Source organism: Algoriella sp., assembly GCF_036647415.1.
In the GTDB taxonomy this organism is placed as follows: Bacteria; Bacteroidota; Bacteroidia; order Flavobacteriales; family Weeksellaceae; genus Empedobacter.
Genome location: NZ_JAVXKG010000032.1, coordinates 1 through 16,306, shown reverse-complemented (window position 1 = coordinate 16,306; position 16,306 = coordinate 1). Strand labels below are relative to the sequence as shown.

At 30.9% G+C, this 16,306-nt stretch carries 12 protein-coding genes and 1 riboswitch; of the genes, 8 read left to right on the top strand and 4 right to left on the bottom strand.

Annotated elements, in window-relative coordinates; translation table 11 throughout:
• Positions 1–32: 32 nt before the first annotated feature.
• The 4 genes from RSC72_RS12605 to RSC72_RS12590 are packed head-to-tail and all read right to left on the bottom strand — an operon-like array spanning position 33 to position 4,676.
• Positions 33–1,421: an ATP-binding protein gene (locus RSC72_RS12605; RefSeq protein WP_332544083.1), complete on the bottom strand. Its 1,389-nt coding sequence runs from the start codon at positions 1,419–1,421 to the stop codon at positions 33–35.
• Positions 1,414–2,097, bottom strand: a complete 684-nt coding sequence (locus tag RSC72_RS12600; RefSeq protein WP_332544084.1) for a response regulator transcription factor — start codon at positions 2,095–2,097, stop codon at positions 1,414–1,416. The genes RSC72_RS12605 and RSC72_RS12600 overlap by 8 nt, the downstream gene beginning before the upstream one ends.
• A 1-nt stretch (position 2,098) precedes the next feature.
• Positions 2,099–2,986 (bottom strand): diacylglycerol/lipid kinase family protein, encoded by an 888-nt coding sequence (locus RSC72_RS12595; RefSeq protein WP_332544085.1) that lies wholly within the window; start codon positions 2,984–2,986, stop codon positions 2,099–2,101.
• Positions 2,976–4,676, bottom strand: a complete 1,701-nt coding sequence (locus RSC72_RS12590) for an LTA synthase family protein (RefSeq protein ID WP_332544086.1) — start codon at positions 4,674–4,676, stop codon at positions 2,976–2,978. The genes RSC72_RS12595 and RSC72_RS12590 overlap by 11 nt, the downstream gene beginning before the upstream one ends.
• A gap of 455 nt (positions 4,677–5,131) precedes the next feature.
• Here RSC72_RS12590 and RSC72_RS12585 point away from each other — a divergent pair, with 455 nt between their 5' ends.
• From RSC72_RS12585 to RSC72_RS12550, 8 genes are all read left to right on the top strand, one after another.
• Positions 5,132–5,377: a hypothetical protein gene (locus RSC72_RS12585; protein WP_332544087.1), complete on the top strand. Its 246-nt coding sequence runs from the start codon at positions 5,132–5,134 to the stop codon at positions 5,375–5,377.
• 170 nt (positions 5,378–5,547) lie between these two features.
• Positions 5,548–5,646: riboswitch (purine riboswitch) on the top strand.
• A 92-nt stretch (positions 5,647–5,738) separates the two neighbouring features.
• Positions 5,739–9,449: a phosphoribosylformylglycinamidine synthase gene (locus RSC72_RS12580; protein ID WP_332544115.1), complete on the top strand. Its 3,711-nt coding sequence runs from the start codon at positions 5,739–5,741 to the stop codon at positions 9,447–9,449.
• Between the two features lie 264 nt (positions 9,450–9,713).
• Positions 9,714–10,436, top strand: a complete 723-nt coding sequence (gene purC, locus RSC72_RS12575) for a phosphoribosylaminoimidazolesuccinocarboxamide synthase (RefSeq protein ID WP_332544088.1) — start codon at positions 9,714–9,716, stop codon at positions 10,434–10,436.
• 17 nt (positions 10,437–10,453) lie between these two features.
• Positions 10,454–11,959 (top strand): amidophosphoribosyltransferase, encoded by a 1,506-nt coding sequence (purF, locus tag RSC72_RS12570; RefSeq protein ID WP_332578527.1) that lies wholly within the window; start codon positions 10,454–10,456, stop codon positions 11,957–11,959.
• Between the two features lie 30 nt (positions 11,960–11,989).
• A complete protein-coding gene (locus tag RSC72_RS12565; RefSeq protein ID WP_332544090.1) occupies positions 11,990–12,286 on the top strand; it encodes a four helix bundle protein in 297 nt (98 codons plus the stop codon).
• Positions 12,287–12,369: 83 nt separating this feature from the next.
• Positions 12,370–13,362 (top strand): phosphoribosylformylglycinamidine cyclo-ligase, encoded by a 993-nt coding sequence (purM, locus tag RSC72_RS12560; protein WP_332544091.1) that lies wholly within the window; start codon positions 12,370–12,372, stop codon positions 13,360–13,362.
• Positions 13,363–13,498: 136 nt separating this feature from the next.
• Complete coding sequence (locus RSC72_RS12555; protein ID WP_332544092.1) at positions 13,499–14,314, top strand: hypothetical protein; 816 nt, start codon at positions 13,499–13,501, stop codon at positions 14,312–14,314.
• A 143-nt stretch (positions 14,315–14,457) separates the two neighbouring features.
• Positions 14,458–16,137 carry an AAA family ATPase gene (locus RSC72_RS12550; protein WP_332544093.1) on the top strand — a complete coding sequence of 560 codons (1,680 nt, stop codon included), beginning with the start codon at positions 14,458–14,460 and terminating at the stop codon, positions 16,135–16,137.
• Positions 16,138–16,306: the final 169 nt, after the last annotated feature.

Here is a 16,306-nt window from a genome sequence, read left to right as displayed (position 1 = left end):
CTTGATAGTATTTTTATTTAATTTAATAAAAATTATTCAATAACAAAAGTTAAAATAACTCTAGTTCCTTTTTGTTGTTTACTTTCAATCAGGATATTAACATTAGCAAGTTGTGCTAATTTTGTGGCAATATTCAGTCCAAGACCGCTTCCTGAGATATTTAGTGTATTTTCGTTTTGAATTCGGAAATAACGATCTTGTATAAATTTCAAATCTTCCTCATTCATTCCAATTCCATTATCTTCAATTACTAAATGATACAAATTACTTTCAATAAAAGATGAAATCGTAATTTTACCATTTAAATTTGCATATTTCACCGCATTTGATAAAATATTATCGATAATAATATCAATAAATTCTTTGTAATTATCAATAATTTGAGATTCAATATTTTTCGTGTCAACAGAAATTTGTTTTTCATCAAACAAAATCTGAAATCGTTCTATTGAATTTAAAACTTCATTTTTAATCTCGAAAATTGATTTTTTGAGTTCTAAACTATTATTTTCTACACGAGAAATCAACAAAAATTGTTCAACCAAATTGTACAAACGATCAACTTGTCTTAGTGTATAATGGATTTTTTCGTTATATTCTTCCTTTGTTCTGTCACGGCGAATCAAAATTTCTAAGGTTCCTTTTATTATCGCTAACGGAGTTCGTAATTCGTGCGAAGCGTCTGCAGAAAACTGTTTGGCTTTGATGATTTGAAACTCTAATCTATCCAGAAGAGAATTTATGGTTAATGATAATTGATATAATTCGTCTTTATTTTCGGGTAAAATAATGCGTTCAGTTAAATTATTTTCAGAAATTGATTGAGCTGTTTTTATGACATTAAATACAGGTTTTATAGATTTTGAAGCAATAAATCGAGCCAATAAAAAAATGAGAATAACCGATATTGGAAAAATGATTAATAAAGCAGTTTTCAAATATTCTAACGCCAATTGATTGTGCTTTGTTGAAACACCAACCACAATATAGCCGACGATTTCACCGTGATGAATAAGTTTTGATTGAGAAAGTAATAATTTTATAGAATTATAATTCGCATAAAATGGGCTGTTTTCGGCTTGATTTGGATGCCATTCTAATTTATTTTGAACAAGATTTGGTGAATTTTCTACAAGTTTAAAATCTTTATTATAAATCGCAATAAAAACAGGATTCAACGAAATATCGGTGTGTTCTACTTCTTCCCATTCACGTTCTTGTACAAAACTTACCAAAACAGGCTCGTGCAAAACATAATCCACGTGGCTATTTATCTCTTCTTCCAACGTTTCTTCCATCGTTTTGTTAATTCCTCTATTTACAATAAAGAAAATTAAGCCAAAAATCAGAAGTAAAATAACAGAAAAAGAAATGCTGTAAAAGGTTGCTATTCTATTTTTTACAGATATATTTTTAAACATCTTTTGTTATATAACCCACGCCACGAATGGTATGTAGACGAGGATCATCTTTTTTTAAGTTTAATTTTTTACGAATTGCATTTACAAAAACATCAATTACGCTGGTATCATATTCAAAATGAATGTCCCAAACGTTCTCAATGATTTCTTTGCGTGTACAAATTCGGTTTTTATTTTTAAATAAATAAGAAAGAAGCTGAAATTCTTTCAACGTTAAGTCAACTAATTGATTATCAAGAAAAGTTTGATGTGTTTTTGGATCGATAGAAATATTTCCGAAATTTAAAAGCTCATCTTTTTCATTTTGACGTAGATAAACATTTATTCGCGCTACTAATTCATTAAAATCAAATGGTTTTTTGATGTAATCATTTGCGCCAGCATTTAAACCTTCTATCGTATCATCAACCGTATCTTTCGCAGTAATGAAAATAATAGGCGTTTTTTGATTTGGATTATCAGAATTCCGAATTGCTTTACAAACTTCTAATCCCGAAAGATTTAAAATCATCCAATCCAATAAAATAACATCAAATTGTTCTTTATTCATTTTTAGCAAAGCATCTTCACCGCTCATAGAGTGCGTTATCAGCATGTTTTCTTCTTGTAAACCTTGCGTCATAAAATTGGCAATACCAATTTCGTCTTCAACGATTAATATCTTTGCTTTGTCCATATTAGTTGGGTGTTATCACATTTAAAGCGTTTGTTAGAACAGAAACTTCAACAATTTTTTGATTTAAAGTAACAGCTTCGCCATCAATTTGAGCAATAATTTTATCTTGATTTGAATGAAATTTTACCGAATTGACTTGCAAAACCTTTGCTTGACTCATTTTTCCAATATTTTTTCTTAAAACTAAAGTCGAAAACTGAAATTGTTGTATAAAATTAATCTTTTTTACGGCAATAAAATCTAATTTCCCATCATTTAATTTCGCATTTGGTGTAAACGAAATTCCATAACCAGCTTCGTTAGAATTAGAACAAAGTAAAAAATAAAAATCATCTTCCAAAATTTCAGAATCATTCAATTCAATCTTAAATTTTTTTGGTTGATAATTAAACAAAGCCTTTGTAGATGCGGAAACATAACCTAAAAAATTGCGTGTTTTCTTTTCAGAATATCTGTGTATTACTTCTGCATCAATACCTAAACCCATGTTGCTGAAAAAATAATTTTCATTAATTTTTCCGACATCAATTGTAGATTTTTGAGTATTCAGAATAACTTCAAAAGCATTTTCTAGATTGGTTGGTATGTGTAAATTTGCTGCCAATCCGTTGCCAGAGCCGATAGGAATTATACCCAAAGCAATGTCTGTATTAATCAACGTTTGTGCAATTTCATTAATTGTACCATCTCCACCACAAGCTACCACAATAGTAGGTTTTTGCAACAAGATATTTTGCGTAAGTAAGGTTGCGTGTCCGTTATATTCGGTTAAATAAGTTTCGAAATCGATATTTTTATTCGCAAAAAATTGTTGAACTTTTGATTCAACAATTTTTCCTTCTCCTTTACCAGCAATGGGATTGATGATAAATATGATTTTATTTTTCATTTAATAAATGATTGTTAAACAAATAATCGGCAGTTTGATAATTTGAAATAATAGAACGTTCAAAAATTGGATCAACTTTAGTATCAATCAAGTTTTTATCGATCCATTTGTATTGATTAATTTTCTTTTGATCCGATAAAATAGAAACATCTTCGCCTTTTTTCATTCCTAATTTGATGTAAGTTCCCACGAAAGAACGCGATTGATATTGCGGATCAAAAATATCTTTTCCGTAAAATTGCGACGTATATTTCCAATTTAATAAAGAGAAAAGTGTCGGGAAAATATCAATTTGAGAAACTTCTTTCGAAACATTTTCATTCACATGCGATTTCAAATTGTAAATAAATGCCGGAATATGATGATTTTTTACATCAATTGCATCTTTTCCTGCACTACTAGCGCAATGGTCGGCAATAAAAACAAAAACAGTATTACTAAACCAAGGTTTTGTTTTGGCTTTTGCAATTAAATCTCCAATCGCATAATCGGCGTATTTTACCGCGCCTGGACGACCACTTCCCGAAGGAATATCAATTTTTCCATTTTCGTACGTATAAGGTTTATGGTTAGAAGTTGACATGACAAATGCAAAAAATGGCTGTTTTGATTTGTATTTTTCGTCCGCAACTTTTAGTACTTTGCTGTAAATATCATCATCGGCAATTCCCCAAGCATTCTCAAAAGTGACTTCATCATCATCAATATTGTAACGATTTGTATTTATTTTGTCGCTCAAAACACTTCCACGACCACGATCATAAATATCAAAACCATTTCCGCCATAAAAAGCATTCATATTATCAAAATAACCATCGCCACCATAAAAAAACATGTTGTGATAACCTTTTTCTTTAAAAACATTAGAAATGGTATATAAATTTTGATTGTCAACACGCTTTACAATACTGTTTCCAGGAGTTGGAGGAATTGACAAAGTTACCGCTTCCATACCGCGAACCGTACGGGTTCCATTGGCAAACATATTCGAGAAATAAATACTATTATCAGCCAAATTATTTAACGTTGGCGTGATAGATTTTCCGTTATATTGCTCTTGCATAAACGATGAACTCATACTTTCCATCAACACAAAAATAACGTTTGGTTTTTGCTCTTCTTGCGTAGGATTTGTTGCTAAAATGGTTCTTCTTAACGGATTTTTGAATTGTAAATTGAAAATAGTTTTAGAATCTTTCAATTCATTTTTCATCACAGCAAATGCATCTTCAATTGGAATTGATTTGTAATGATCGTCAAATTTTAAATGATTGTTTCTGAAAGCCGAAAAGAAAGAAAAAATTCCTGCTTTTGAAATTTCGTTATTGTAACGGTTTTCTGATGTTGAACTTACATCATTATTCAAGAAAAATAAAGAAACAATTGCAATGAATAAATTGAAGATAAAAACCCCAATTTTCTGCGCCGTATTTGGTTTTGTATGAAATGTATTGTAAAAAAAATAACCTTTTTTTGTGATGAATAAAGTGATACCGACAATTAGTACAATTCCACCAATCAACAATGGTAATGGATAAGATTCTTGAATATTTTTGACAACTTCGTACGTGTAAATTAAATAATCTACCGCAATAAAATTGAATCTACTTTTGAATTCGTCCCAAAATGTAACTTCCGCAAAAAATGTGAAATAAATAATAACTAAATAAAGAGTGTAAATGAAATACACGAGAATTCTGTCAAACAAAGAGTCGACAAATTTGTTGGGTAAAATCATAAAATAAAAAGTGAGAAACAGCGCGAAACAGCTTACAACACTGATGTCATAAATTAAACCAAAAAAAATGGTGTGAAATAATTCGCTCATATTCCAATTAAAATCACCCTTTACCCAAATTGCAAATACAATTCGTAAAGCAAATGAAATAAGGATAAATAGTGAACTAAAAAATAGCACTATACTGTATCGTCCTTTTAATTTATCTGTTATCATTTTGTCTGAAAATTAAGATTCAAATTTAGAATGTAATACGTTATAATAGTAATGTAAAAGTGAGTCTTAAGCTAATCTTAAGTTTAGCTATAACGATTTATTGATTATACTGAATAAACGTTAATAATCTGCTAAAAATATTTTTTACGAAGATTTAGTTGTATTTTTGTTGCAGCTTTTAAAATTATGGTATGGAAGATGTGTTAGTAAATGAAAAGGAAGAAAAATTTTTGAATTATTGGGAACAGAGATTTAGAACAATTTTTGAAGATAACACAACATGGACAACGTTGTTTATGACAGTTAATAAATCTACTTTTCCGCAAACGTTGAGTATTGAGACATTTTGCAAAAAATTTATGCAAGATTTTAATATGAAATTATCATATAAATATGATGAATCTGACAACGATTACGATTTAACTATAACAAGATAATCATCAACCTTATCAATTTTGATAGGGTTTTTTTATGATAAATTGTCACATTTCGTTGATAATCATTGATAAAATAATTTAACCAAATAATTAACTAAAATATTGTTGAATTAGATTTGATTTTAGTAATAAAATGTTTAATTTTGCAGTTCACTTTTAAAGGTGATTTAGTTTTTAAAGTTTACAACATTTGTATAGCTCATAATAAGGTTGAGCGTCTCTACGGCAGACCATAAAAAATTGCCACTACAAATTTTTTTTCTATCAATTGAGTAATGAACCACTCGATAGAAAAACAGTTTGTTTATGTAGATATAAAATGGTTAAACACATTAAGCCAAACAGTACAGCAAACAAAACGATGAACCACAGACTTTTCATTCAGAAGAAATCGAATTTTGACGTTATCAGTCAGAAGACTACAATAGAACTTAGAAACCTTGTACCTACAATTGTGTGCAAGGTTTTTGTTATTTATGATCTATTTAATATAGAAGAAAATCAGTTACAAGAAGTTCAAAACAAAGTATTTGTTGACCCCGTAACAGACATAGTTTTTAAATATGCAGAAGATGCCGTAAATGATAATTTTCCGTTTTCTAAAAACTATTTTGCAACAGAGTATTTGCCTGGTCAATATAATCAACGTGATGATTCTGCCGAACAATGTTTGGTTTTGATGAACGTGGAAAATGTAAATGTGAAATCTGGTTTGTTGTATGTTTTCAATAATGACTTATCAGCTGAAGATTTACAAAAAGTAAAAAATTATTTAATTAATCCGATAGAATCTCGTCAAAAAGATCTTTCTAAAATGGAAATCCCTGCTAATCCAGAAGCAACAGACGTTCCAACAATCGAAGGATTTATAACAACGGATATAAATGGATTAGAAGAAGTTTATAAAAACTTCGGATTATCGTTAGAGATGGATGATTTGGTTTTTATTCAAGATCATTTCAAATCAATTAACCGTAATCCAACCGAAACAGAACTTAAAGTTTTAGATACATATTGGTCTGATCACTGTCGTCACACAACTTTTGAGACAGAGATTACAGATGTTAAATTCAATTCAAAATTTAACGCTACACTTCAAAAAACATTTGATTATTATCAACAAGTTCGTCAAGAATTAGGTATTACAAAACCAATTCGTTTGATGGATTTAGCAACAATTATGGGGAAATATCTTTCTCGTACAGGAGTTGTAAAAAACATTGATGTTTCAGAAGAAATCAACGCTTGTTCTATCGTCGTACCAATTGATGTAGATGGTGTTGAAGAAGAGTGGTTATTACAATTCAAAAACGAAACACATAATCATCCAACAGAAGTTGAGCCATTTGGTGGTGCTTCTACATGTGTTGGTGGCGCAATTCGAGATCCTTTAAGTGGACGTTCGTATGTTTTTCAAGCGATGCGAATTTCAGGAGCTGCAAATCCTTTAGAAAAAATTGAAGATACGTTACCAGGTAAATTACCACAACGTAAAATTTCTAAAGAAGCTGCAAATGGATATAGTTCGTATGGAAATCAAATCGGTTTAGCGACAACTTTTGTGAAAGAAATTTATGACGAAGGATACAAAGCAAAACGCATGGAAGTTGGTTTTGTAGCTGGAGCTGTAAAAAAAGAATATGTTCGCCGTGAAGAACCAGTTGCTGGTGATAAAATTATTTTATTAGGTGGTGCAACAGGTCGTGATGGAGTAGGAGGAGCATCAGGTTCATCTAAAACACATGATGGATTGAAATTGGATGATTTATCTGCCGAAGTTCAAAAAGGAAATGCAATTGTAGAGCGTAAAATTCAACGATTATTCCGCAATCCTAATGTTTTAGCTCTAATTAAAAAGTGTAACGATTTTGGTGCTGGAGGTGTTTCTGTAGCAATCGGAGAAATTGCACGAGGAATTAATGTTAATTTAGATTTAGTTCCACTTAAATATGCTGGATTAAATGGGACAGAATTAGCGATTTCTGAATCTCAGGAACGTATGGCTGTTGCGGTAGAAGCGAAAGATGTGGAAACATTTATCGCCTTAGCAAAAGAAGAAAACTTAGACGCAACTTGCGTTGCAGACGTTACGGGAGATGATACAATGACTTTAGTTTGGAAAGGAACGAAGATTGTAGAATTAGACCGTAAATTTTTAGATACAAATGGTGTTCGTAAACAATCTCAAGTAGAAATTACGGACGAAGAATATACAAATCCTTTTAACAATAAACCTTTCAATAAAGAATCGTTTGTTGCAATGATGCAAGAGTTAAATCACGCATCTCAAAAAGGTATGGTCGAATTGTTTGACAATAATGTTGGACGTTCTACTATTTTGAATGCTTTTGGTGGACAAACAATGGACACGCCAGAAGATGTTTCAGTACAAAAATTCCCAACAGATGGTTTTACAAATGCTGTTTCTATCGCTTCATTTGGATATAATCCACAAATTTCTCGTTGGTCAAATTACCACGGAGCATATTTTGCAGTGATTGATTCATTAACAAAAATTGTTGCTGCTGGAGGTAATTATGCTGATGTACGATTAACTTTTCAAGAATATTTTGAGAAATTACGTAACGAAGCAACGCGTTGGGGAAAACCTTTCGCAGCGATTTTAGGAACGATAGAAGCACAACGTCAATTCGGAATTCCTGCAATTGGAGGAAAAGATTCTATGTCGGGTTCTTACCAAGATATTGATGTTCCACCAACGTTGATTTCCTTCGCTATTGCACCGTCAAAAGCAGAGAAAGTTGTACAAGGAACTTTAGTTGGAAAGAATTCTAAACTTTCAGTTTTTATTCCAAATCAAACAGAAGATTATTTAATTGACGAAACAAATGCGAAGTCAATTTTTGATTTTATTTCTTCTATAAATGGAGAAAATGTACAAGCTATGATGACGGTTAAATTTGGTGGAATTGCAGAAACTGTCGCAAATATGGCTTTTGGTAATGAAATCGGATTTGAAATTAAGACAGATTTAGATTTAGCAAAATATTATCCAGGATCAATTATTATCGAACATATAAATGAGTTGAATATTCCTGCTGAAATTGCTCAAAATTATTATGTTTTAGGTCAAACAAATAATTCTGAATTATTCAAATTGAATGGTGAAGAAATTAATTTGAAAGAATTGAAACAACAATGGAAAGAAACATTTAATTCGTTATTTCCATACAAATCAAATTCGGAAACAGTAATCGAAGAAAAAGAGTTGAAAGCGGAACAAATTTGTTTTGCATTTGCAGAGCATAAAGTACAGAAACCAAAGGTTTTTATTCCAATTTTTCCAGGAACAAATTCTGAATATGATTCTGCTAAAGCGTTTCGTAGAGAAGGAGCAAAAGTAAAAACATTGCCTTTCCGTAATTTAACGCAACAAGATGTAGAAGAGTCGGTAGACGCTTTTGTAAATGAAATCAATCAAGCTAATATTTTCTTTATTCCAGGAGGTTTTTCAGCTGCTGATGAGCCAGATGGATCGGGAAAATTTATTGCAACAGTTTTGAGAAATAATAAAATCAAAAATGCAATTCATAATTTATTAGAGCGTGACGGATTGGTTTTAGGAATCTGTAATGGTTTCCAAGCCTTGATAAAATCAGGATTGTTGCCTTATGGTAAAATTCAAGATTTAGAAGAAAATACACCAACATTAACATTTAATGAAATTGGTCGTCATATCACACAATTAGCGAAAATTAGAGTGAACAAATCACATTCTCCTTGGCTAAAAGGAATGGAAGGACAAGAATATTGGATTCCATTTTCGCATGGAGAAGGTCGTTTTGTAGCGAATGACGAGGAATTAGAAAAATTAATTGATAAAGGTCAAATCGCAACACAGTTTATAGATTTGGACGGAAAATTAGCAGGACAAATGCCTTATAATCCAAATGGCTCAACTTTCGCAGTGGAAGGAATTACATCTTCTTGTGGAAAAGTTTATGGTCGTATGGGGCATCCAGAGCGTTATGAGGAAGGATTATTCAAAAATATTCCAGGAAATGGATATATGAATATCTTCAAAAATGCGGTAGACTATTTTAGAAATTAATATGAAGATAGGAGATATTAGAAGTTAGATTTGAGAAAAATCTAATTACTAAAATCTAACATCTAAATTCTTAATAGAAACAAACAACAAATAAATATCAATTTCGATCCTGAACCAATCGAAATTAAACTGAAAAATAACCTTGAACAAGTTATTTTTCGCGAACAAACAACAAACACGAAGTGGACTTTTTCATTTCAAACAAAACAAAAAAACAAAAAATTGAAGTTTGATTATCAAACTTCTAAAAAACAAACAACAACGATGAGCTTAACAAAAAAAGACTTCATTTACGAAGGAAAAGCAAAACAAGTGTACGCTACTGAGGAAGCTGACAAAGTAATTGTGTATTACAAAGATGATGCAACAGCTTTCAACGCTCAAAAACGTGGAACTGTTGAGGATAAAGGAGAAATGAATAACAAAATTTCGACTTTAATTTTCAATTATTTGATTGAAAAAGGTATACCAACACACTTTATCGAGCAATTAAATGATCGTGAGCAATTAGTGAAAAAAGTAACCATTATTCCAATAGAAATGGTTGTTCGTAACTATGTTGCAGGAAGTATGGCGCAACGCTTAGGATTGGAAGAAGGAGGGAAATCTCCAGTTACAATTTTTGATCTTTGTTACAAAAAAGATGAGTTAGGCGATCCGTTGATTAATGATCATCACGCAGTATTATTAGGTGCTGCAACGTATGATGAGTTAAAAGAATTATATGCAATTACGGACAATATCAACGAAGCTTTGAAAGAATTATTCTTAAAAGCAAACTTAACTTTAATCGATTTCAAAATCGAATTTGGTAAAGATGTTGATGGTAATATTATTTTAGCAGACGAAATTTCTCCTGACACTTGTCGTTTATGGGATGTAGAAACTGGTAAAAAATTAGATAAAGACCGTTTCCGTCGTGATTTAGGTGATGTTTCAGAAGCTTATCACGAGGTATATAATCGTTTGTTAAAAGTTTTAAACTAATTATTTTTTCTTTCGTAATGATTGATAAAAAATTACATAAAAGCCAACTAAAAGCTGAATATTTAACAAATTTCTACGAAAGAAATTTATTGAAAAAATATGCAGCTGATACAGTTGATAGTGTGAACGAAGAATGTGGTGTATTTGGTGTTTATTCACCAAATAACATCAACACCTATTCGATTACACAATTCGGATTGTTCGCTCTACAACACCGCGGACAAGAGGCATGTGGTGTTTCTTTTTTGAAAGATGGAAACATAAAAACAGTCAAAAAAGCAGGATTGGTATTAGATGTTTTCAAAACAATGGAAGCAGATATCGAAGAATATCAAGGAAATGCAGCGATTGGACACACGCGTTACACAACTGCAGGTGATGGAAGTCGTCGAAATATTCAACCACTTTATACGTATAATATTTATGGAAAACCACATTTTTCTATTGCACACAACGGAAATTTAATTGAAGTTGATGGACTTAGAAAAGAGCTTGAAGCTGAAGGTTTACCATTCTTAGCAACATCAGACACAGAAGTTTTATTACGATCTATTCAGAAATATTCACATTTGGATATTGTAGAAGCGATCCAAAAAGGAACAGAAAAAATAAAAGGAGCTTATTCGGTTTTATTGTTAGCTAACAATCAATTAGCAGCATTTCGCGATCCCAATGGAATTCGTCCGTTATGTATGGGAAAATTGGATGATGCGTATATTTTTTGTTCAGAAACATGTGCTTTAGATGCTGTAGGAGCTGAATTTATCCGTGATGTTGAGCCAGGAGAAATTGTTGTAGTAAATGAAGAAGGAATTAAATCTTATTCATTAAATCAACCAAAACAACGTAATATTTGTGCGTTTGAGTACATTTATTTCGCGCGTCCTGACTCTAATATCGAAGGAAACGAAATTTATGATTTACGCGTAGAATCTGGTCGAAAATTATATGAACAATCTCCAGTTGATGCAGATTTAGTAATTGGTGTACCAGATTCAGGAATTCCTTCTGCCATTGGATATTCAGAAGCTTCAGGTATTCCGTACGAACCAATTTTGATTAAAAATAGATATATGTCACGTTCATTCATCGTGCCTTCACAAGAAATGCGTGAGCGTGTGGTGAATTTGAAATTGAATCCGATCAAAAATAAAATCAAAGGAAAACGTTTGGTAGTTTTAGACGATTCGATTGTTCGTGGAACAACTTCGAAATTATTAATCAAAATATTAAAAGAAGCTGGAGCCAAAGAAATTCATTTCCGATCTGCTTCACCACCTATTATTGCGCCTTGTTATTTGGGAATTGATATGCCAACAAAAGCAGATTTAATTTCTGGAAATAAATCAATAAAAGAAGTGGAAGAATATCTAAATGTAGATTCGTTAGATTTCTTAACTGTAGATAATTTGGTTGATTTATTGGGAAGTAAAGAACATTGTTTTGGATGTTTTACAGAAAAATATCCAGTAAATTATACGAATGAAGAATGTAAAGAGGTAAAAGCTTTGCATATAGATTAGTGTAGAATTATTAATTATGAATGATGAATTATGGCGAATATTTTGAAAGAAAAATCATTTGATTTAGCTTTAAACATCATTCAAATATCGAAAGATTTACAAAACAAAAATGAATATGTTTTAAGTAAACAACTTTTGAGAAGCGGTACAGCTATTGGTGCTTTGGTTAGAGAATCTCAGAATGCTGAAAGTTCAAAAGATTTTATACATAAATTATCAATCGCTCAAAAAGAATGTGACGAAACACTTTATTGGTTAGAATTATTATTTAAAAGTAATTATCTTGAAGAAAAATTATTTTATAAAATATTTTCTGATTGCACATAAGTTTTGAAATTATTGAAAAGTATCATTCTCACAAGTAAACAAAAACTAAATTCATAATTCATCATTATCAAATCATAATTAAAATGAGTAATACATATAAACAAGCCGGTGTAGATAAGGAAGAAGGTTATCAAACGGTATCTAAAATTAAAGATGCAGTTGCATCAACACTCAACGAAAATGTGTTGAATGGAATTGGAAGTTTTGGTGCTTTTTATCAATTAGGAGGTTATAAAAATCCTGTTTTGGTATCGGGAACTGATGGAGTTGGGACGAAATTACGTGTCGCTTTAGATTCTAAAGTTTACGATACAGTTGGGATTGATTGTTTCGCAATGTGTGCTAACGATATTCTTTGTCATGGTGCAAAACCTTTGTTTTTCTTGGATTATTTAGCATGTGGAAAATTAGATTCTGACATTGCTGCAGAAATTGTTGGTGGAATTGCACAAGCGTGTAAAGAAACAGGAACAGCTTTGATTGGAGGAGAAACTGCCGAAATGCCAGGAATGTACAAAGTTGGCGATTATGATGTTGCAGGTTTTTGTGTTGGAGTTGTAGAAAGAGATGAAATAATCGACGGTTCTAAAATAAAAGCAGGGCAAGCAATTATTGCATTATCAGCAAGTGGATTTCATTCGAATGGATTTTCATTAATTCGTAAAATTTTTCCAGATTTTAACGAAGAATTTGAAGGAAAACCATTATTTGAAACTCTTTTAGTTCCGACAAAATTATACCAAAACGACATTTTCAAAATAAAAGATGCAGGTATCGAAATGACAGGAATTGCTCATATTACAGGAGGAGGATTAATCGAAAATGTACCACGTATCATTAACGACGGATTAACTGCTGTGATAGAAAAATCTAAAATTAATGTACCAACAGTGATGCAAGAATTAGCGAAACGCGGAGAAATTGCAGAAGACGAAATGTTCGGAACATTTAATATGGGTGTTGGTATGGTTGTCATCGTTGACCAAGCTGACGCCGAAAAAGTAGTGAATATTATTGATGGAAGTGCTGTGATTGGAGAAATCCAAGAAGGTTCTGACAAGATTATATTGAAATAGTAGATTAAATAGTTTTAAAAAACCGGATAAGTTTTCTTATCCGGTTTTTTTGTTTTTATACAAAATGAATATTTTTTGTTCTTTATAGTAAGTTGTAAAAAAAAATGTATAGATTTAATCAATATAATTACACTAAATGAAAAAAAAACTTTTTACATTAATATCTGTTCTATTTCTATTATATGGTTGTAGATCAGATGATGATATCAATGATTTAAGTACTACTGAATGGGATTTAGATGAAGCATCTGGAATTTTTTTAGAATATAATAATACATTTGGATATCTTTCCCAAGGAGGATCAGATTTTAAATATAGTTACGAAAATGGGAAAGTGATTAAGAAAAATGGAGGAGTAATGTTTTATAACTTTGAAACTAATCCTTCTTTGAAATTTAGTGAACAATTATATGATTTAGTTACTTATAAAAATAATAAAATAAAAATAGAAACTAAGTTATTTGACGTTGATGAATCAATATTGAGTAAAATTGAATATGTTTTAGAAAATAATAAAATTGTTCAACAAACAAATTCTTCTAATACGATAGATACTGTAAAATATTATTATACTGGGAATTTACCTAAAAAACAGATTTATATAAATGGTCGAGCAGGAATCCGTAAACAAAGTGATTTTTATTATAATTTAAATCAAAATTTAGACAGTATTGTTTCTAGAACTGCAAAGTTTAATTCTTCTACGGAAAAATTTGAACCAATCAATATAAGTTCACGAGAAAGAGTGGTAGAAGTTTTTGATTTATATGATAATTATGTAAATCCTACTAAAAAGCTTGGGGTTTTTCCAGAACTTTTTAAAAGATCTCTATCCAAAAATAATTTTGGACGATATCGTGAAGTAATATATACTTCTACAAATAAATATATAAATCAATCTGTTGAATTTCCAATGATTTATAAGGAAGGGAAAATAGTATTAAAATTTTAAAATAAAATAATATAAAAAGCCGGATAAGTTTTCTTATCCGACTTTTTTGTTTTTTCAACCTTCAATCTTTACAATTTTCTATCCTCATCAAAGATTTGTACCTTTGTATTTCATTCAAAAAACTTCAATTTCAACAAAATATTATGCAACAATCAAAGGCTTTAGCAATATTGAAATCTGGTCGAAATGTATTTTTAACAGGTTCTGCTGGTGCCGGAAAAACGTATGTGCTTAATCAATACATTAATTACCTAAAACAACACGGTGTTCCTGTCGCAATTACTGCTTCTACGGGAATTGCTGCAACACACATGAATGGACAAACGATTCATTCTTGGGCTGGAATTGGAATTAAAAGTCATGTTACGGATAGATATTTGACTTCACTTCGCGACAAAAAATTTTTCCGCGATAAAATGGACAAAGTAAAAGTCCTGATTATTGATGAAATCTCTATGTTACACCGAAATCAGTTGGATGCAGTAGATTATGTGTTGAAATTTTTTAAACAAAATGATGAACCTTTCGGAGGAATACAAGTTATCTTTTCGGGAGATTTTTTTCAGTTGCCTCCAATTGGCGAAGAATGGGAAGAATCGAAAGATAAATTCTGTTTTATGTCTGATGCTTGGGTACAATCCAAAGTGCATATTTGTTACTTGACAGAGCAATATCGTCAAAAAAATAATGAGTTGAACGATATTTTGAATGAAATTCGTTCGGGAATGATTTCAGAAAAAACAGTTAATTTATTGCAATCTCGAATTGAATATTTTCCTGATGAAATAGATTCACAAACACGCTTGTATACGCATAATATGGATGTGGATAGAATCAATAAAGGTCAGTTGATTAACATTGATTCATCTTCTAAAAAATTTGAAGCTAAAGTTGCAGGAAATCCAGCTTTGATAGAAGTTCTTAAAAAATCTGTTTTAGCAGAAGATAATTTAGAACTAAAAATTGGTGCAAAAGTGATGTTTGTACGTAATAATTTTGAGGTTGGTTTTGTAAACGGAACGCTTGGAATTGTTTCGGGTTATACCGAAAAAAACGAACCAATTATTAAAACCTTGGATAACGAATTTCATGTTGCAAAACCAGAAACTTGGGCAATAGAAGACGAAAGTGGAAAAGCCTTGGCTTCTTTTACACAAGTTCCGTTGCGTTTGGCATGGGCAATTACCATTCACAAATCGCAGGGAATGACGCTAGATTCTGCTTTTATAGATTTATCAAAAGCATTTGAAAAAGGTCAAGGGTATGTTGCGCTTTCACGTTTACGTGATTTGAATTCGTTGATGTTAAATGGTTTAAACCAAACTGCTTTAGAAATAGATTCTCTTGCAATGAAGGCTGACAGACGTTTTCAGGTTTTATCGAATGAAATAGATGATTTTCTTGATGAAAAAGAATTGCAAGATTCTTGGGCTCCATTTATTCGATATTCTGGTGGAACGCTTGATAAAAAACAGATTGCAAAAAATGTAGAGAAAAATAAAACCAAAGAGAAGGGTCCAAAAAGATCGACTCAAGAAATCACGTTAGAATATGTGAGAGATGGTTTATCTTTAGATGAAATTGCAGAGAAAAGAGGTTTGACAACATCAGCAATCGTAGATCATATTGGGAAAATAAAGGAAATTGAACCAGATTTAGATTATTCAAAATTTAAACCTTCTGACAAAATTATTAATCGTGTAAGATTAGCGTATAGCGAAATCGAATTTGAAGATAATAAATTTTTAAAACCAATTTACGATTTTTGCGATAGTGAAATTAGTTATGAAGACATCAAAAAAGCATTGCTTTTTATCGATTAAAATAAAGTATTGTCAGTTCTAATAATAATTTTACTGACAAAATTGCTTATATTTTCAAAAGGAATAATTGTTGTTAAATATCCGAGAGATATAAAACGATTCGAAATTATACAATTATGACAATAGACAACAATCATGTAGTTACGGTAAACTATGTTTTACATACAAT